At 64.1% G+C, this 16668-nt stretch carries 27 protein-coding genes and 1 pseudogene; 25 read left to right on the plus strand and 3 right to left on the minus strand.

Annotated features, from left to right (window positions below):
* From rplD to VGD20_RS16760, 23 genes are all read left to right on the plus strand, one after another.
* Nucleotides 1–248 (plus strand): 50S ribosomal protein L4 (gene rplD, locus VGD20_RS16650; RefSeq protein WP_331135515.1); only part of this gene is annotated, 248 nt, incomplete at its 5' end.
* Nucleotides 241–549 carry a 50S ribosomal protein L23 gene (locus tag VGD20_RS16655; RefSeq protein ID WP_331135516.1) on the plus strand — a complete coding sequence of 103 codons (309 nt, stop codon included), beginning with the start codon at nt 241–243 and terminating at the stop codon, nt 547–549. The genes rplD and VGD20_RS16655, both read left to right, overlap by 8 nt.
* Nucleotides 550–570: 21 nt before the next feature.
* Nucleotides 571–1407: a 50S ribosomal protein L2 gene (rplB, locus tag VGD20_RS16660; protein WP_192647745.1), complete on the plus strand. Its 837-nt coding sequence runs from the start codon at nt 571–573 to the stop codon at nt 1405–1407.
* A 3-nt stretch (nt 1408–1410) separates the two neighbouring features.
* The gene (rpsS, locus tag VGD20_RS16665; RefSeq protein ID WP_166945010.1) at nt 1411–1686 is read left to right on the plus strand and encodes a 30S ribosomal protein S19; all 276 of its coding nucleotides are present in this window, start codon (nt 1411–1413) and stop codon (nt 1684–1686) included.
* Nucleotides 1686–2066, plus strand: coding sequence for a 50S ribosomal protein L22 (gene rplV / locus VGD20_RS16670; RefSeq protein ID WP_037515650.1), 381 nt, complete (start codon nt 1686–1688; stop codon nt 2064–2066). Before rpsS ends, rplV begins: the two co-directional genes overlap by 1 nt.
* Before the next feature lies 1 nt (nt 2067).
* Complete coding sequence (rpsC, locus tag VGD20_RS16675) at nt 2068–2775, plus strand: 30S ribosomal protein S3 (RefSeq protein WP_037515652.1); 708 nt, start codon at nt 2068–2070, stop codon at nt 2773–2775.
* Between the two features lie 11 nt (nt 2776–2786).
* Nucleotides 2787–3218, plus strand: a complete 432-nt coding sequence (gene rplP / locus VGD20_RS16680) for a 50S ribosomal protein L16 (protein ID WP_037515653.1) — start codon at nt 2787–2789, stop codon at nt 3216–3218.
* Between the two features lie 4 nt (nt 3219–3222).
* Complete coding sequence (gene rpmC / locus VGD20_RS16685; RefSeq protein ID WP_037515654.1) at nt 3223–3426, plus strand: 50S ribosomal protein L29; 204 nt, start codon at nt 3223–3225, stop codon at nt 3424–3426.
* Nucleotides 3427–3437: 11 nt separating this feature from the next.
* Nucleotides 3438–3707, plus strand: a complete 270-nt coding sequence (gene rpsQ / locus VGD20_RS16690; protein WP_039578283.1) for a 30S ribosomal protein S17 — start codon at nt 3438–3440, stop codon at nt 3705–3707.
* Nucleotides 3708–3767: 60 nt separating this feature from the next.
* Nucleotides 3768–4136 carry a 50S ribosomal protein L14 gene (gene rplN / locus VGD20_RS16695; RefSeq protein WP_011543078.1) on the plus strand — a complete coding sequence of 123 codons (369 nt, stop codon included), beginning with the start codon at nt 3768–3770 and terminating at the stop codon, nt 4134–4136.
* A 2-nt stretch (nt 4137–4138) separates the two neighbouring features.
* Nucleotides 4139–4456 carry a 50S ribosomal protein L24 gene (gene rplX, locus VGD20_RS16700; RefSeq protein ID WP_058805189.1) on the plus strand — a complete coding sequence of 106 codons (318 nt, stop codon included), beginning with the start codon at nt 4139–4141 and terminating at the stop codon, nt 4454–4456.
* On the plus strand, nt 4449–5027 hold the full coding sequence (gene rplE, locus VGD20_RS16705; protein WP_056373118.1) for a 50S ribosomal protein L5: 579 nt from the start codon (nt 4449–4451) through the stop codon (nt 5025–5027). Before rplX ends, rplE begins: the two co-directional genes overlap by 8 nt.
* Nucleotides 5028–5076: 49 nt before the next feature.
* Complete coding sequence (gene rpsN / locus VGD20_RS16710; protein ID WP_120217702.1) at nt 5077–5382, plus strand: 30S ribosomal protein S14; 306 nt, start codon at nt 5077–5079, stop codon at nt 5380–5382.
* A 12-nt stretch (nt 5383–5394) separates the two neighbouring features.
* Nucleotides 5395–5799, plus strand: a complete 405-nt coding sequence (gene rpsH / locus VGD20_RS16715) for a 30S ribosomal protein S8 (protein WP_037515661.1) — start codon at nt 5395–5397, stop codon at nt 5797–5799.
* Nucleotides 5799–6332 carry a 50S ribosomal protein L6 gene (gene rplF / locus VGD20_RS16720; protein WP_331135517.1) on the plus strand — a complete coding sequence of 178 codons (534 nt, stop codon included), beginning with the start codon at nt 5799–5801 and terminating at the stop codon, nt 6330–6332. The genes rpsH and rplF overlap by 1 nt, the downstream gene beginning before the upstream one ends.
* Nucleotides 6333–6335: 3 nt before the next feature.
* Nucleotides 6336–6689 carry a 50S ribosomal protein L18 gene (rplR, locus tag VGD20_RS16725; protein WP_037556384.1) on the plus strand — a complete coding sequence of 118 codons (354 nt, stop codon included), beginning with the start codon at nt 6336–6338 and terminating at the stop codon, nt 6687–6689.
* A 1-nt stretch (nt 6690) separates the two neighbouring features.
* Entirely contained in the window at nt 6691–7389 is a 699-nt protein-coding gene (gene rpsE / locus VGD20_RS16730) for a 30S ribosomal protein S5 (RefSeq protein WP_037515665.1), read from the plus strand.
* Between the two features lie 4 nt (nt 7390–7393).
* Nucleotides 7394–7579 carry a 50S ribosomal protein L30 gene (gene rpmD / locus VGD20_RS16735; protein WP_331135518.1) on the plus strand — a complete coding sequence of 62 codons (186 nt, stop codon included), beginning with the start codon at nt 7394–7396 and terminating at the stop codon, nt 7577–7579.
* Nucleotides 7580–7584: 5 nt separating this feature from the next.
* The gene (locus VGD20_RS16740; protein ID WP_293701258.1) at nt 7585–7791 is read left to right on the plus strand and encodes a DUF1737 domain-containing protein; all 207 of its coding nucleotides are present in this window, start codon (nt 7585–7587) and stop codon (nt 7789–7791) included.
* A gap of 62 nt (nt 7792–7853) precedes the next feature.
* Nucleotides 7854–8381 carry a 50S ribosomal protein L15 gene (gene rplO / locus VGD20_RS16745; RefSeq protein ID WP_331135519.1) on the plus strand — a complete coding sequence of 176 codons (528 nt, stop codon included), beginning with the start codon at nt 7854–7856 and terminating at the stop codon, nt 8379–8381.
* Between the two features lie 142 nt (nt 8382–8523).
* Entirely contained in the window at nt 8524–9897 is a 1374-nt protein-coding gene (gene secY, locus VGD20_RS16750; RefSeq protein WP_331135520.1) for a preprotein translocase subunit SecY, read from the plus strand.
* A gap of 55 nt (nt 9898–9952) precedes the next feature.
* A complete protein-coding gene (locus VGD20_RS16755; protein WP_331135521.1) occupies nt 9953–10612 on the plus strand; it encodes an adenylate kinase in 660 nt (219 codons plus the stop codon).
* Between the two features lie 47 nt (nt 10613–10659).
* Nucleotides 10660–11364 (plus strand): hypothetical protein, encoded by a 705-nt coding sequence (locus VGD20_RS16760; protein WP_331135522.1) that lies wholly within the window; start codon nt 10660–10662, stop codon nt 11362–11364.
* On the opposite strand, the gene VGD20_RS16765 is transcribed toward VGD20_RS16760, so the two are convergent.
* Both VGD20_RS16765 and VGD20_RS16770 read right to left on the minus strand, forming a co-directional pair.
* Nucleotides 11361–11891 carry a DUF177 domain-containing protein gene (locus tag VGD20_RS16765; RefSeq protein WP_331135523.1) on the minus strand — a complete coding sequence of 177 codons (531 nt, stop codon included), beginning with the start codon at nt 11889–11891 and terminating at the stop codon, nt 11361–11363. The genes VGD20_RS16760 and VGD20_RS16765 overlap by 4 nt on opposite strands.
* Nucleotides 11888–12418, minus strand: coding sequence for a ubiquinol-cytochrome C chaperone family protein (locus VGD20_RS16770; protein ID WP_331135524.1), 531 nt, complete (start codon nt 12416–12418; stop codon nt 11888–11890). The genes VGD20_RS16765 and VGD20_RS16770 overlap by 4 nt, the downstream gene beginning before the upstream one ends.
* Nucleotides 12419–12614: 196 nt before the next feature.
* Between VGD20_RS16770 and VGD20_RS16775 the strand changes: the two genes are divergently transcribed.
* Nucleotides 12615–13091, plus strand: a complete 477-nt coding sequence (locus VGD20_RS16775; RefSeq protein WP_331135525.1) for an outer membrane protein assembly factor BamE — start codon at nt 12615–12617, stop codon at nt 13089–13091.
* A gap of 120 nt (nt 13092–13211) precedes the next feature.
* Here the strand turns inward: VGD20_RS16775 and VGD20_RS16780 are convergent, their stop codons facing one another.
* Nucleotides 13212–15476, minus strand: coding sequence for an NADP-dependent malic enzyme (locus VGD20_RS16780; RefSeq protein WP_331135526.1), 2265 nt, complete (start codon nt 15474–15476; stop codon nt 13212–13214).
* 194 nt (nt 15477–15670) lie between these two features.
* Here VGD20_RS16780 and VGD20_RS16785 point away from each other — a divergent pair.
* Nucleotides 15671–16668: pseudogene (locus VGD20_RS16785) on the plus strand (DNA mismatch repair protein MutS); the annotation flags it as partial.

A 16668-nucleotide genomic window follows, 5' to 3' on the forward strand; every position in this document is an offset into this window, starting at 1 on the left:
CGCTCGAGCTCAAGGACGCCAAGACCAAGGCGCTCGCCGGCCAGCTCGGCAAGCTCGAACTCGGCAATCGCGCACTCTTCATCGACGGTGATGCAGTGCACGAAAGCTTCGCCATGGCGTCGGCCAACCTCATCGGCATCAACGCGATGCCGGCCGCGGGTGCCAACGTCTATGACATTTTGCGCGCCGATACGCTGGTTCTGACCCGCGCCGGCCTCGAAAAGCTGGAGGCACGCTTCAATGGCTAAGGCAAAAACAGTCGACGCGCGTCACTATGACGTGATCCTCGCTCCGGTGATCACCGAAAAGTCGACGCTGCTCAGCGAAAATGACGCGGTGGTGTTCAAGGTCGCGAACGACGCGACCAAACCCGCCATCAAGGCCGCCGTCGAGGCGCTGTTCGATGTCAAGGTGCTCAGCGTGAACACGCTCGTCACCAAGGGCAAGACCAAGCGCTGGAAGGGCAAGCCCTACACCCGCAGCGACGTGAAGAAGGCGATCGTTCGTCTGGCCGAAGGCCAGTCGATCGACGTCACGACCGGCGTCTGATTGTAGGAAGAGGCAGAGAAAATGGCACTTAAATCCTATAATCCGACCAGCCCCGCGCAGCGCGGCCTGATCCTCGTCGACAAATCGTCGCTGTGGAAGGGCAAGCCCGTCAAGGCGCTGACCGAAGGCAAGCGCAAGACCGGTGGCCGCAACAACAAGGGTCATGTGACCTCGCGCGGCATCGCCGGCGGCCACAAGCAGAAGTACCGCTTCATCGACTTCAAGCGTCGCAAGTGGGACATGCCGGCTACCGTCGAGCGTCTGGAATATGATCCCAACCGCACGGCATTCATCGCGCTCGTCAAGTATGAAGACGGTGAGCAGACCTATATCCTGGCGCCGCAGCGTCTGGCCGTTGGCGACACCGTCGTCGCGGGCAAGAAGACCGACGTAAAGCCGGGCAATGCGATGGAACTGTCGCAGATGCCCGTCGGCACGATCGTCCACAATATCGAGATGAAGCCGGGCAAGGGCGGCCAGATCGCCCGTTCGGCCGGCACCTATGCACAGGTCGTCGGTCGTGACCGCGGCCTCGTGATCGTGCGTCTCGGTTCGGGCGAGCAGCGTTACATTCGCGGCGAGTGCATGGGCACGGTCGGTGCGGTGTCGAACCCCGACAACCAGAACACCAACCTCGGCAAGGCCGGTCGTGGCCGCTGGCTCGGCAAGCGCCCGCTGACGCGCGGCGTTGCGAAGAACCCGGTCGATCACCCGCACGGCGGCGGCGAAGGCCGTACCTCGGGCGGCCGTCACCCGGTGACCCCGTGGGGCAAGCCGACGAAGGGTGCGCGTACGCGCCACAACAAGTCGACCGACAAGATGATCATCCGGTCGCGTCACGCGAAGAAGAAGAGGTAAGCCATGGCTCGCTCGGTCTGGAAGGGTCCGTTTGTGGACCTCCATCTGCTCAAGAAAGCCGAAACGGCCCAGGAAGGCAGCAGCTCTGCGCCTATCAAAACCTGGTCGCGCCGGTCCACCATCCTGCCGCAGTTCGTGGGGCTGACCTTCAACGTCTACAACGGCCGCAAGTTCGTGCCGGTGTCGGTGAACGAAGACATGGTCGGCATGAAGCTGGGTGAATTTGCGCCGACGCGCTTCTTCCCCGGGCACGCTGCCGACAAGAAGGGCAAACGCTAATGGGCAAGGAAAAGTCCCCCCGCCGCGTTGCGGATAATGAAGCGTTGTCCGTGGGCACGCAGATCCGCGGTTCGGCGCAGAAGCTGAACCTCGTTGCCGCGCTGATCCGCGGCCGCAAGGTCGAAGACGCGATGAACATCCTCACCTTCTCGAAGAAGGCGATGGCTGTCGACGTGCGCAAGGTTCTCGCCAGCGCCGTCGCCAACGCGGAAAACAACCACAACCTCGACGTTGATGCGCTCGTCATCAAGGAAGCGAGCGTGGGCAAGTCGATCTCGATGAAGCGCTGGCACGCACGTGGCCGCGGCAAGTCGACCCGGATCGTCAAGCCGTTCAGCCGCATCCGTATTGTCGTGCGCGAACAGGAAGAAGAGGCGTAAGATGGGCCAGAAGAGCAATCCGATCGGCCTGCGCCTGCAGGTCAACCGCACCTGGGACAGCCGCTGGTTCGCCGAAGGCCAGGACTATGGCCGCATGCTGGTCGAGGATCTGAAGATCCGTCAGTATGTGTTCAAGAACCTGCCGCAGGCCGCGATCTCGAAGGTCGTGATCGAGCGTCCGGCCAAGCTGTGCCGCGTGTCGATCTATGCCGCCCGTCCGGGCGTCATCATCGGCAAGAAGGGCGCGGACATCGAAAAGCTGCGCAAGAAGCTCGGTGAACTGACGGGCAGCGACGTGTCGCTGAACATCGTCGAAATCCGTAAGCCCGAAGTCGACGCCAAGCTCGTCGGCCAGGGCATTGCCGACCAGCTCGAACGCCGCGTCGCGTTCCGTCGCGCCATGAAGCGCGCGGTTCAGTCGGCGATGCGTCTGGGCGCCGAAGGCATCCGCATCAACTGCGCCGGCCGTCTCGGCGGCGCGGAAATCGCACGTACCGAATGGTACCGCGAGGGCCGGGTGCCGCTTCACACGCTGCGCGCCAATGTCGACTATGCCGAATCGACCGCGCACACCGCCTATGGCGTGTGCGGGATCAAGGTGTGGATCTTCAAGGGCGAGATTCTCGGCCACGACCCGATGGCGACCGACCGTCTGATGCTCGACGCACAGACGACCGGCGTCCGTCCGGCTCGTGAAGATCGCCGCTAAGGACTGCTGACATGCTGCAACCGAAAAAAACCAAGTTCCGCAAGGCTTTCAAGGGCCGCATCCATGGCAATGCCAAGGGTGGGACCAGCCTGAACTTCGGCTCCTACGGGCTGAAGGCGATGGAACCCGAGCGGATCACCGCACGCCAGATCGAAGCGGCTCGCCGTGCGATCAGCCGCGCGATCAAGCGTCAGGGCCGTTTGTGGATCCGCATCTTCCCCGACGTCCCCGTGTCGTCGAAGCCTGCCGAAGTCCGTATGGGTAAGGGCAAGGGTTCGCCGGAATTCTGGGCCGCGCGCGTGAAGCCGGGTCGCATCCTGTTCGAACTCGACGGCGTTCCCGGCCCCGTGGCCGCGCTGGCGTTCGAACGCGCCGCGATGAAGCTGCCGATCAAGACGAAGGTGATCGCCCGTCTCGGCGACACCTCGCACCTGGAGGGCTAAGGACATGGCCAAGACCGAAGATTTCAAGGCCAAGACCGACGACCAGCTCGCCGAACAGCTTGGCGAACTGAAGCGCGAGGCATTCAACCTCCGCTTCCAGGCGGCCACCGGCCAGCTTGAAAAAGCGTCGCGCGTCAAGGAAGTGCGGCGCTCGATCGCCCGCATCAAGACGCAGCAGACCGAGCGCACGCGCTCGGCCGCGAAGTAAGGAGACTATCGATGCCGAAGCGCATTCTGACCGGTACGGTGGTGTCCGACAAGGGCGACAAGACCGTCGTGGTGAAGGTCGAACGGAAGGTGAAGCACCCTCTGTACGGCAAGATCATCCGCCGTTCGAAAAAATATCACGCCCACGATGAGGACAACGCCATCAAGGCCGGCGAAACCGTCCGCATCGAGGAAACGAAGCCGATTTCGAAGCTGAAGACGTGGAAGGTGCTCGACAAGGTCGACACCCACAGCAAGCCCAAGACGGCTGCTGACGCCTGAGCTGATTTTCACGGAACCGCCGGGGCATCCCGGTAGGCCAAAAAAGAAGGAAATGCATCGATGATCCAGATGCAGTCACAATTGGAAGTCGCTGACAACAGCGGTGCCAAGCGCGTCCAGTGCATCAAGGTGCTCGGCGGGTCGAAGCGTCGCACCGCCGGCGTCGGCGACGTTATCGTCGTGTCGATCAAGGAAGCCCAGCCGCGCGGCAAGGTGAAGAAGGGTGACGTGCATCGCGCCGTTATCGTTCGCACCGCCAAGGACGTGCGCCGTGCCGATGGCTCGGTGATCCGTTTCGACAGCAACGCTGCCGTGCTCGTCAACAAGAACGAAGAGCCCATCGGCACTCGTATCTTCGGCCCCGTCGTCCGCGAACTGCGCGGCCGCGGCTATATGAAGATCATCAGCCTGGCGCCGGAGGTCCTCTAACCATGGCGAACAAGATCAAGAAGGGCGACACGGTTGTCATCCTGTCCGGCAAGGACAAGGGCAAGACCGGTGAAGTGACGCAGAGCCTGCCGAAAGACGGCAAGGTCGTCGTCGCGGGCGTCAACATCATCACACGCCACCGCAAGCCGAGCCAGACCAACCCGCAGGGTGGCCTGGAACGCAAGGAAGCGCCGCTGTTCGCAAGCAAGGTTGCGCTCGCCGATCCCAAGACCGGCAAGCCGACGCGCGTTCGTTTTGAAACCAAGGACGGCAAGAAGGTCCGCGTGGCCGTGAAGTCCGGGGAGACGATCAATGGCTGACAACTACACCCCGCGCATGCGCAAGCGCTATGACGATGTGATCGTCAAGGCGATGACCGAGAAGTTCGGTTACAAGAATGCGATGGAAGTGCCGAAGATCGAAAAGATCGTGCTCAACATGGGCGTCGGCGAAGCCACGCAGGACAAGAAGAAGGTCGAATCGGCCGCGGCCGAGATGGAACTCATCGCCGGCCAGAAGCCCGTCGTGACCAAGGCGAAGAAGTCGATCGCACAGTTCAAGCTGCGCGAAGGCATGCCGATCGGCTGCAAGGTGACCCTGCGCCGCGAACGCATGTACGAATTCCTCGATCGCCTGATCACGATCGCAATGCCGCGCATCCGCGACTTTCGCGGCGTGTCGGCGACCAGCTTCGACGGCCGCGGCAACTATGCCATGGGCCTGAAAGAGCAGATCATCTTCCCCGAGATCAACTATGACCGCATCGACCAGGTGCGCGGCATGGACGTGATCGTCACCACCACCGCCCGTACGGACGACGAAGCCCGCGAACTGCTCAAGCTGTTCGGCTTCCCCTTCCCGATCGAAGCGCAGGAAAAGGAAGCCGCCTGATCCCTCGGGATCTGGCAGGCTCTTTCAAGAAGGAAAGAGAACTTAAGTCATGGCGAAACTGAGTTCGACGAACAAGAATGAGCGTCGCAAGCAGCTGGTGAAGAAGTACGCCGGCCGTTATGCGAAGCTGAAGGCGATTGCAGCGGACACCTCGCTCGACGATGGCGAGCGTCTGATCGCGCGCCTCAAGATGGCGGAAATCCCGCGCAACGGTAACCCGACCCGAATCCGCAATCGCTGCGAGATGACCGGTCGTCCGCGCGCATATTATCGCAAGTTCCGGCTTTGCCGCATCCAGCTCCGCGATCTGGCCAACAAGGGCCTGATCCCCGGCGTTGTGAAGTCGAGCTGGTAAGGAAGACGCAAGATGGCAATGACCGATCCTCTGGGTGATATGCTCACCCGCATCCGCAACGGCCAGACGGCGAAGAAGGACAGCGTCCTGACGCCGGCTTCGACGCTGCGCGTCCGTGTTCTCGATGTTCTCCAGCGCGAGGGCTATATCCGCGGCTACAGCGAAGAAGCGCTGGGTGCCAAGGGCCAGCACAAGGGCATCCGCATCGAGCTGAAATATTTCGAAGGGCAGCCGGCGATCCGCCATGTGGCGCGCGTTTCGAAGCCGGGCCGCCGCGTCTATTCGGGTTCGAAAGAACTGCCGATCATCCGCAATGGCCTGGGCATCACCATCGTGTCGACCCCGCGCGGCGTCCTGTCGGACGCCGAAGCCCGCGAGCATAATGTCGGCGGCGAAGTGCTGGCGGAGGTGTTCTGATGTCGCGCATTGGTAAAAAGGCAGTGGGTATCCCCAGTGGCGTCACCGCCGCGATCGACGGCGGCCAGCTGTCGGTCAAGGGCCCGAAGGGCACGCTCGCGATGCCGCTTTCCGACCTCATCAACTATGAAGTCGCCGAAGGCAGCATCTCGGTCCAGCCCGCCAACAGCACCCGCGAAGCTCGCGCTTTCTGGGGCATGCAGCGCACGCTGGTCCAGAACCTGATCACGGGCGTGACCGAAGGCTTCACCAAGGTCCTCGAGATCACCGGTGTCGGCTATCGCGCCAACTCGCAGGGCAAGACGCTCAAGCTGCAGCTCGGCTACAGCCATGATGTCGATTTCGCGGTGCCCGAAGGCATCGAGATCAAGACGCCGGATAATACGACGATCGAGATCAGCGGCATCGACAAGCAGAAAGTCGGCCAGGTCGCGGCGGAAATCCGCCGTTGGCGCAAGCCCGAACCCTATAAGGGCAAGGGCATCAAATATCGCGGCGAGTACATCTTCCGCAAAGAAGGCAAGAAGAAGTAAGCCATGGCACATCTTACCCCTTTCCAGAAACGCCGTCAGCGCGTTCGTACCGCCCTCCGTCAGCGCGCCGCTGGCCGTGCCCGCCTGTCGGTGCACCGTTCGGGCCGTCACATCTATGCTCAGCTCATCGATGACGCTGCCGGGCAAACGCTCGCTTCGGCTTCGACGCTCGACAAGGATGTCCGCGGCAAGACCGGCGCGACCACGGCTGCTGCTGCCGATGTCGGCAAGCGGCTCGCCGCTGCTGCAAAGAAGGCGGGCGTGACGCAGGTCGTGTTCGACCGCGGCGGTTTCCTGTTCCACGGGCGCATCAAGGCGCTGGCCGACGCGGCTCGCGAAGGCGGATTGGAGTTCTAATATGGCTGACGAAGTACAGAACGTCGAAGGCGCTCCCGAAGCAGCCCCCACCGATGGCCAGGCTCCGCGCCGCGGCCGTGGCGGCGGCCGCGATGGCGGACGTGGCGGACGTGACGGTGGCCGTGGCCGCCGCGACGACCGTCGCCCGCGCGACGAAGAGGGTGGCGAAGAGCTGATCGAAAAGCTCGTCCACATCAACCGCGTCTCGAAGACCGTGAAGGGCGGCAAGCGCTTCGGTTTCGCCGCGCTCGTCGTCGTTGGCGACGGCAAGGGCCGTGCCGGTTTCGGTCATGGCAAGGCACGCGAAGTGCCCGAAGCGATTTCGAAGGCGACCGCTGCCGCGAAGAAGGCGATGATTCGCGTTCCGCTGCGCGATGGCCGCACGCTGCATCATGATGGCCGCGGCCATTTCGGTGCCGGCAATGTGACGCTGCGTTCGGCGCCCGCCGGTACCGGCATCATCGCCGGTGGTCCGATGCGCGCCGTGTTCGAATCGCTGGGCGTTGCCGACGTGGTGACCAAGTCGGTCGGCACCTCGAACCCCTACAACATGATCCGCGCGACCTTCGAGGCGCTCGGTGAACAGACCAGCCCGAAGTCGGTCGCGCAGCGTCGCGGCAAGAAGGTTTCGGACCTGATCAAGCGTGGCGGTGCGTCCGACCGCGCAGCCGAGGCCGAAGCCGCGGCGGTGACGGAGTAAGACCATGGCTGACAAGAAGATCAAGATCCGCCAGATCGGTTCGCCGATCCGTCGTCCCAAGGGCCAGCGCGCCATCTTGACCGGCCTCGGCTTGGGCAAGATGAACCGCGAGGTCGAACTGGTCGACACCCCGGAAGTGCGCGGAATGATCCGCAAGCTTCCGCACATGGTGGAAGTCATCGAGGGCTGAAAGCCATGAAGCTCTACCGCCTGTTGACCGGTCCCGACGACAGCGCCTTTTGTGCGCGGGTCGAAGGGCTGCTCAACCGGGGGTGGCAGCTTCACGGTAGCCCGTCGATCACCAGTGTCGATGGCCGCGGCTATGTCGCCCAGGCTATCGTGATGGAAAAGGCCGGGGCTTATCCCGGCTTTCAGCCATCGAGTGAAATCGAACCGGACTAAGCCAAAAAGACAAAGTGGCTTTTGGTCCTCAGCGCGACCACAGCGAAAGCGAGTGCAAAACCATGACTATCAAGCTTAACGAACTTCGTGACAACGATGGCGCCCGCAAGGGCCGGATGCGCGTCGGACGCGGCATCGGCTCTGGCAAGGGCAAGACCGCCGGTCGCGGCCAGAAGGGCCAGAAGGCCCGCAGCGGCGTCGCGATCAACGGCTTTGAGGGCGGCCAGATGCCGCTCCACATGCGGATCCCGAAGCGCGGCTTCAACAACATCTTCGGCAAGGATTTTGCCATCGTCAATCTGGGCATGATCCAGAAGCTGGTCGACGAGAAGAAGCTCGACGCCAAGGCAACGGTCGATCACGCCGCGCTCAAGGCTGCTGGTGTTGCCCGTGGCGGCAAGGACGGCGTCCGCCTCCTCGCCAAGGGTGAACTCACCACCAAGCTGACCTTCGCAGTCGCCGGCGCGTCGAAGGGCGCGATCGAAGCGGTCGAAAAGGCCGGCGGCAAGGTCGAACTGCCCGAACCCAAGGCTGAAGGCGAAGGCAAAAAGGCCAAGCGCAAGGCCGAAGCGGCAGCCAAGAAGGCGTAATGCACCTGGGGGCGGGTCGGCGATGGGTCGATCCGCCCCCGACGCATCTGAATTCGGGCCTTTCCCCTTGCGCTTCGTGACCTCCGAACGCACATAGGCGCCGGGTCGCGGGGGGCGCGGTCCGTCACTGAGGAAAGATACCATGGCCTCTCGTGCCGACCAGCTTGCTTCCAATCTGAACTTTTCGAAGTTCGGTCAGGCGACCGAACTCAAGAACCGCATCTGGTTCACGATCGGTGCGCTGATCGTTTTCCGCTTCCTGTCGTTCGTGCCGCTGCCGGGGGTCGACCCCGTTGCGCTGGCGTCGCTCTACAGCCAGGCGGCGTCGGGCGGCGTCCTCGACATCTTCAACACCTTCTCGGGCGGCAGCCTCGAGCGTATGAGCATCATCGCGCTCGGCGTCATGCCCTATATCACGGCCTCGATCGTCGTGCAGCTGGCGGCGGCGCTGTCGCCGAGCCTGGCCGCGCTCAAGAAAGAGGGCGAGAGCGGGCGCAAGAAGCTCAACCAATATACGCGCTACGGTACCGTCGCGCTGACCGCAATCCAGGGCTATTTCATCGCAGTCGGGCTCGAATCGCTCGGCGCGACGCAGGGTATCGCCGCGGTCGTCGACCCCGGCATGATGTTCCGCATCGGCGCCGTCATCAGCATTGTCGGCGGCACGCTGTTCCTGATGTGGCTCGGCGAACAGATCACCAGCCGCGGTATCGGCAACGGCGTATCGCTGATCATCATGGCGGGCATCCTTGCCCAGCTGCCGCGCAGCTTTGCCCAGATGTTCACGCAGGTCCGCGAAGGCTCGATGGGCGGCGGTACGATCCTCGCCGTCATCGGCGGCGCGATCGTCATCATCGCTTTCATCAGCTTCATGGAACGCGCCCAGCGCCGCGTGCTCGTGCAATATCCGAAGCGCGCGACCCAGCGCGGCGTGATGCAGGCCGACCGCAGCCATCTGCCGCTCAAGGTCAACACCGCGGGCGTGATCCCGCCGATCTTCGCCTCGTCGCTGTTGCTGATGCCGCTGACCGTCACCCAGATGATGGGCCAGAATGTCCAGGGCGACACCGCGACCGGTGACTTCCTGATTACGCTCAACCAGTATCTGGCGCACGGCCAGCCGCTGTACATGGCGCTCTATGCCGCGGGTATCATCTTCTTCTGCTTCTTCTACGTCGCCGTCGTCTTCAATCCCGAAGAGACCGCCGACAATCTGAAGCGCCAGAACGGCTTCATCCCCGGCATCCGCCCGGGCAAGAATACCGCCGCCTATCTCGACCATGTGCTGACGCGCATCACCGTGATCGGCGCGGCCTATCTGGCGGCAATCTGCCTGGTCCCCGAATATTTCATCGCCGGATCGGGCTTGCCGTTCCAGCTCGGCGGCACCAGCCTGCTGATCATCGTCAACGTGACGATCGACACGATCAGCCAGATCCAGAGCCACATGCTCGCGCATCAATATGGCGACCTCATCAAGAAGGCCAAATTGAAGGGAGGCGTTGCGCGGCGCTGATGCGCCCGCTACGCCAATCCGCGCCAGAGGGTTAGGGCAGGAAACAGGGGCCTCCATGACGCTGAATATCATTTTGCTGGGTCCGCCGGGAGCGGGCAAGGGAACGCAGGCCGTGCGGCTGGAAGAAGAGCATGGCATGGTCCAGCTCTCGACCGGCGACATGCTGCGCGCTGCGGTCAAGGCGGGCACGCCGATCGGGCTGCAGGCGAAAGCGGTGATGGACGCGGGCGAGCTCGTTTCGGACGAGATCGTCTCGGGCCTGATCGGCGAACGGCTCGACCAGCTTGGCAGCGACGTTTCGGTGATTTTCGACGGCTATCCGCGCACCGCGACGCAGGCCGAGGCGCTCGACGGCATCTTGTCGGCGCGCGGCCGCAAGCTCGACCATGTGATCGAACTGCAGGTCGAGGAAGACGCGCTCGTCGACCGCATCACCGGCCGCTTCAGCTGCGCCAAATGCGGCGCCGGCTATCATGATCGCTACAAGCTGCCCAAGGTGGACAATGTTTGCGACGTTTGCGGCAGCACCGAATTCAAGCGCCGTCCCGACGACAATGAGGAAACGGTGCGCACGCGCATGGCCGAATATCGCGCCAAGACCGCGCCGATCCTGCCGATCTACGAGGCGCGGGGGATTGTGACGCATGTCGACGGCATGGCGCCGATCGACGAAGTCAACGACGCGATCGAAACGATCCTCGCGACTGCCCGCTAGCCAGTTTCCCCGGCGCCGGTTATTGAGGCGCCAGGGGGGACAGGCTGATGGCAATTTCGGGATATTTCGCAGGTGTAGTGCTTGCAGGCGCAATGGCCTTTGCCCCCGCGGCGAAGGCCAAGGTTGTCGACCAGAGCGAAGCGGGTTTCACCGTCGCGCATACGGCGCAGGTCGCCGCGACCCCCGCCGACGTCTGGAAAATGCTTCGCATACCGCAGACTTGGTGGTCGAAGGACCATAGCTGGTCGGGCGACGCTGCGAACTTCTGGCTCGATTCGCAGGCGGGAGGCTGTTTCTGCGAGAAATTGCCCGACACCGGATCGGGGGTTGGCAGCGTCCAGCACGCGCGCATCCTGTTTTCGAAACCGAACCAGATGCTTCGCCTGTCGGGCGCCTTCGGTCCACTGCAGGGCGAAGCGCTGACGGGCACGCTGACAATCCAGATCAAGGAAACCCCGACGGGTAGCGCGCTGCGCTTCGATTATGTCGTCGGCGGCTATATGCGCTTCAAGGTTGGCGAGATCGCGCCCGCGGTCGACAAGGTGATCGGCGAGCAATTGCTCGGGCTTGCCAACGCGCTCGGTGGCGCGTTGCCGCCGACACGCGACGAAAAGGCAGCCGCCGCCGGGAAAAAGCCCGAAGCAGACGCGCCGCCGGCAAAGGAAGAGGCGAGGGACGAGCCGGGGCTCGATGCCGCTGTCGCCGATCTGGTCGCCGAAGAACCGAAAACCGCGCCCGACGAACGCCGCTAGGCGTCGGGCTTTCCGCGCAACTTGGCGAGCGCCGCGAACGGTCCCGCAGCTTCCTCGGTGAGTACGCCCTTCTCGGCGAGGATGCGGTTGGCATCGGGATGGCGCGGGAAGGGATCGAGCGCGAGCGAGAGCGTCTGCACCGCCGCTTCGCCCAGATCGATCCGGTCGCCCTCAAGCGGCAGCAGATCCAGATCGTCGCTGCTGATTTCGATTTCTTCGTCCTCGCCGACGGGCGCATCGACATCGCGCAGAAAGCGCAGGTCAAAGGGTTCGGCGAGGGTAGCGGGAACCGGCAGATCGGTCGCCGCGCAATGCTGGACGACGTCGGCTCGAACCTCGCCCTTCGCGCCAATGCCGCCGGCGATAGCGCGGATTTCGGCCGTGACGATAAAGCGGTCGAGCGCCGCGAGCCCCAGTCTTCCGGCAATTTGCGTCCGTGCGTCTGCGTCGGCTTCGACCGAGACAGCGCGGCCGTGAGCGGCATCCGCCAGCGTGAAAACAAGCGAAAATTCAGGGGTGCCGCTCAAGCTGCCGCTCCGGGAAGCCGATCGACGCCGACGAGATCGGACACCGGGATGGCGCCGAGCGCTGCACGCAGCGCCGCCACTTCGCGCATCACATGGTCCAGCCCCGCCGCGGCGGGCGCGTTGCCGCGCCACAGGTTGCGGACGAGCGCCGCACGCAGTTCGTCCGATCCGTCGCTGGCGCGATAGGCGCCCAGCCGGCCGCCGAGTGCGCTCATCATCCGCCCCACCTGCTTGCCGACGACCATGTCGCCGAAGCCGATCTGGCGCATCTGTCCGTCCATGTCGTTGACGAACAATTCGGTGAGATGAACGCCCGCGACGCCCTGTTCGGGGTCGGCGTCGATGCGATGCAGGACGAGCGCCATCACCAGGCTGATCATGTCGAACCGGCCATCGAGCGTGTCGGGGACCGTGCCCTCGGCATACCAGTGCGGCGCGCGTGCGGCGGCGACGACGGCATCCCACAGCGGGCGGCGCGCCTCGCGCGGATCGGGATCGGGGCGAAAATATTTGTGGAGCGAAATCATGCTTTCCGCTTAGGCGCATTCGCGTCATCGGAAAAGAGGTGCCAACGCTCGCCCGGCCTGCGGCTCCGGTCAGCTTGTGGCAAGCTTTGCCGCGGCACAAGCGGCTTGTGCGTGCTCACCGCTTGCGGTTAAGAGGCGCGGGGAGACAGCGCCAACCGCCGGGACAAGCGGCGGACAGGCGCAACGGAGATATTTGATGCCGAATTCGATCCTTTCGTTACCAGCCCCGCGGGCGCGCCTCGTCGCCCTCGGCCTTGCCGTCGCAATTGCCACCAGTGGCTGCGCGCAGCTCAAGGGACGGCAGGGCTATGTCGTCGACCCGCTGCTCACCGAATCGATCACCCCGGGCGTCGATAACCGCGAATCGGTGGAAAAGACGCTCGGCCGCCCGACTTTCGTCGGCCAGTTCAGCGACAATGAATATTATTATGTGTCGCGCGAAACGCGTCAGCTTGCCTTTGCAAAGCCACGTCCGGTGGGGCAGCAGGTGCTACGCGTTCGGTTCGATCCCGCTGGCAATGTCGCCGCGGTCGATCGTACCGGCCTCGAGCTGGTGAGCAAGATCAGTCCCAATGGTGACAAGACGCCGACGCTGGGCCGCCATCGCAGCTTCTTCGAGGACATCTTCGGCAACATCGGCGCGGTTGGCGCTCCCGGCGCTCCGACCCGGTAAGTCTCTCTGTTTCGGTTGTGCTGAAGTGCACGGCACCGGCCGGCTCCCCATCCGGCCTCCCCCGAGATAGTAACCTGGGAAGGCCGGGCGGAGAGCCGTATCTGGCGTCGGCCGGATAACTTATTGCGCGATCCCGCCTGCTGCGAGCACCGCGAGCGTAACGAGGTCCGATGCGGTCGACGCCATCGTCGCGACCTGCACCGGATTTTCCATGCCGACGAGCATCGGGCCGATCACCGCGCCGCCGCCCAGTTCGCGCAGCAGCTTCGCCGACAGGTTCGCCGACTGCAGCCCCGGCATGATCAGCACGTTCGCGGGTCCCGACAGGCGGCAGAAGGGATAATTCTTCATCACCTTCTCGTTCAGTGCCACGTCGGGCGCCATTTCGCCTTCATATTCGAAGCCGGGTTTCCGCTGGTCGAGGATCGCTACTGCCTCGCGGATGCTGTCGAGCCAGCTCCCCTCGGGATTGCCGAAGGTCGAATAGGAGAGGAAGGCGACGCGCGGTTCGTGGCCCATGCGTCGTGCGACCTGCGCGGTGCGTTCGGCGATATCGGCGAGCATTTCGGCGGTCGGCCGCTCGTTGACCGTCGTGTCGGCCATGAAGATGGTGTGATGCTGGTCGACGAGGACATGGATGCCGAACGGCGTCTTGCCCTCGGCATGATCGATCACGCGCCGGATTTCACGCATCGACTGCGAATAGGTGCGCGTCGTGCCCGTGATCATCGCATCGCCGAGCCCCATCTTGAGCAGCAGCGAGCCGAAGATGTTGCGGTCGCGGTTGACCATGCGTTCGACGTCGCGGCGAAGGTACCCACGCCGTTGCAGTCGTTCGTAGAGCATGTCGACCATCTGCGGCACGTGCGGCGAATTGACGCTGTTGTGGACTTCATAGCTTTCGGGATCGGCAACGCCCATCGCGCGCAGCTTGTCGTGCAACCCCTCGCGCCCGACCAGCACCGGTGTACCATAGCCGCCATCGCGGAACTGGATCGCCGCGCGCAGCACGACTTCCTCCTCGCCCTCGGCAAAGACGACGCGCTTCGGATTGTTGCGTGCCGCTTCATAGGCGAGCGTAAGGACCGACGTCGTCGGATTGAGCCGTGCGCGGAGCCGGGTGCGATATTCGTCGAGGTTCTCGATCGGGCGCTGCGCGACGCCGGTCTGCATCGCCGCCTCGGCGACCGCCGCAGGCACGATTTCCATCAGACGCGGATCGAAGGGGGACGGGATGATATATTCGGGGCCAAAGCTCGATGCGCGTCCGCCATATGCCGCGGCGACTTCCTCGGGAACCTGCTGACGCGCGAGGTCGGCGATCGCATAGGCGGCTGCGATCTTCATTTCCTCGTTGATCGCGGTCGCATGGACGTCGAGCGCGCCGCGAAAGATGAAGGGGAAGCAGAGGACATTGTTGACCTGGTTCGGATAGTCCGACCGCCCCGTCGCGATGATGGCATCGGGCCGCGCCGCGCGCGCGTCGGGCGGCGAGATCTCGGGGTCGGGATTCGCCATCGCGAAGATGATCGGCGCCGGCGCCATGTCCTTGACCATCTCGGGCTTCAGCGCGCCGGCGGCCGACAGGCCGAGGAACACGTCGGCGCCGACGAGCGCCTCGGTCAGGTCGCGCGCCTCGGTCGGCACTGCGTGCGCCGATTTCCACTGGTCCATGCCGTCGGTGCGGCCCTGCCAGATCGTGCCCTTGCGGTCGCACATGATGACATTTTCGTGCCGGACGCCCATCGCCTTGATGAGGGCGGTGCACGCGATCGCGGCGGCACCCGCGCCGTTGACGACGACCTTCACCGTCGAAAGGTCGCGGCCGGTGAGGTAACAGGCGTTGATCAACCCCGCCGCGGTGATGATCGCGGTGCCGTGTTGGTCGTCATGGAACACCGGGATGTTCATGCGTTCCTTCAGCGCCGCTTCGATGATGAAGCAGTTCGGCGCGGCAATATCTTCGAGATTGATGCCGCCAAAGCTCGGCGCGAGCAATTCGACCGCCTCGATGAAGCGTTGCGGATCTTCGGTGTCGACCTCGAGGTCGATCGAATCGACGTCGGCAAAGCGCTTGAACAGTACCGCCTTGCCTTCCATCACCGGCTTCGAGGCGAGCGCGCCGAGGTTGCCGAGCCCGAGGATCGCAGTGCCGTTCGAAATCACCGCGACCAGATTGCCCTTGATCGTATAGTCATAGGCCTTGGCAGGATCTTCGGCGATCGCGTTGACCGGCACCGCGACGCCCGGCGAATAGGCGAGGCTGAGGTCGCGCTGCGTCGCCATCGGTTTCGACGCGACGATCTCGATTTTCCCGGGCCGTCCATATTCGTGGTAAAGCAGGGCCTCGCGGTCCGAAAATTGCACCTTGCTGCCACTGTCCATCATTTATCCTCTCATATGATCCACAAGATGCGCGCCCGAGCCCATTCCCTAGCGTCGGCTTGGCGAAATGGAACCGCGAATCGCGCCGCGCCTTGCCACAGGCCCATATCCGTCCCTAAGCATGTGGCATGCCTGTTACCGCCCGCACCGCTGCCAATTCGAACGCGCCGTCGCCGCCTGCTGCCACGCCGATGATGGCGCAATATTGGTCGCTCAAGGCCAACGCAGGCGACTGTCTGCTCTTTTATCGCATGGGCGATTTCTTCGAACTTTTCTTCGACGACGCCAAAGCGGCGGCGGCGACGCTCGACATCGCACTGACGTCGCGCGGCGAACATGGCGGCGAGCCGGTGCCGATGTGCGGGGTGCCTGTACACGCTGCCGAATCCTATCTCGCGCGCCTGATTCGCGCCGGGCACCGCGTGGCGATTGCCGAACAGGTCGAAAGCCCCGCCGAGGCAAAGGCTCGGGGCGGGTCGAAGGCGCTCGTCGCACGCGACATCGTGCGGTTCGTGACGGCGGGCACGCTGACCGAGGAAAGCCTGCTCGAAGGACGCAGCGCGAACCGGCTCGCCGCACTCGCCCAGGTGGGCAGCGACGGCGAGGTAGCGATTGCCGCCGCCGATATCTCGACCGGGCGTTTCGAGGTGGTCGCGGTGCGCCGCGACCAGGTCGATGCCGAGCTGGCGCGCCTTGCACCGTCGGAGCTTCTCGTCAGCGAAGCGACGGGCGAGGTTCCGGCCTGGATCGCGCGCCAGATCGTCCGGCGCCCGCCGGGCGATTTTTCGAGCACTGCGGCGCAGAAACGACTCGAAAATTTCTTCGGTGTCCAGACGCTCGACGGATTCGGCGCTTTCTCGCGCGGCGAAATCGCCGCGATGGGCGCGCTTGTCGCCTATCTCGACCATGTCGGCACCGGAGGGCCGACGTTCCTTCAGCCGCCCGTGCGCCATCTGGCATCGGGCCGGATGGCGATCGACGCCGCGACGCGCGAGAGCCTCGAACTCGTTCGCACGATGGCGGGTGCGCGCGAGGGCAGCCTGCTCGGCACGATCGACCGCACTGTCACCGCGGCGGGCGCGCGTCTGCTCGCCGACGATCTCGCGAGCCCGCTCACCGACAAGGATGCGATCCTCGACCGGCTCGATCTCGTCGATGGCCTCGCGCGCGATGCTTTGTGGCGCGGCGAGCT

This window comes from Sphingopyxis sp., assembly GCF_036402335.1.
Lineage (GTDB): Bacteria > Pseudomonadota > Alphaproteobacteria > Sphingomonadales > Sphingomonadaceae > Sphingopyxis.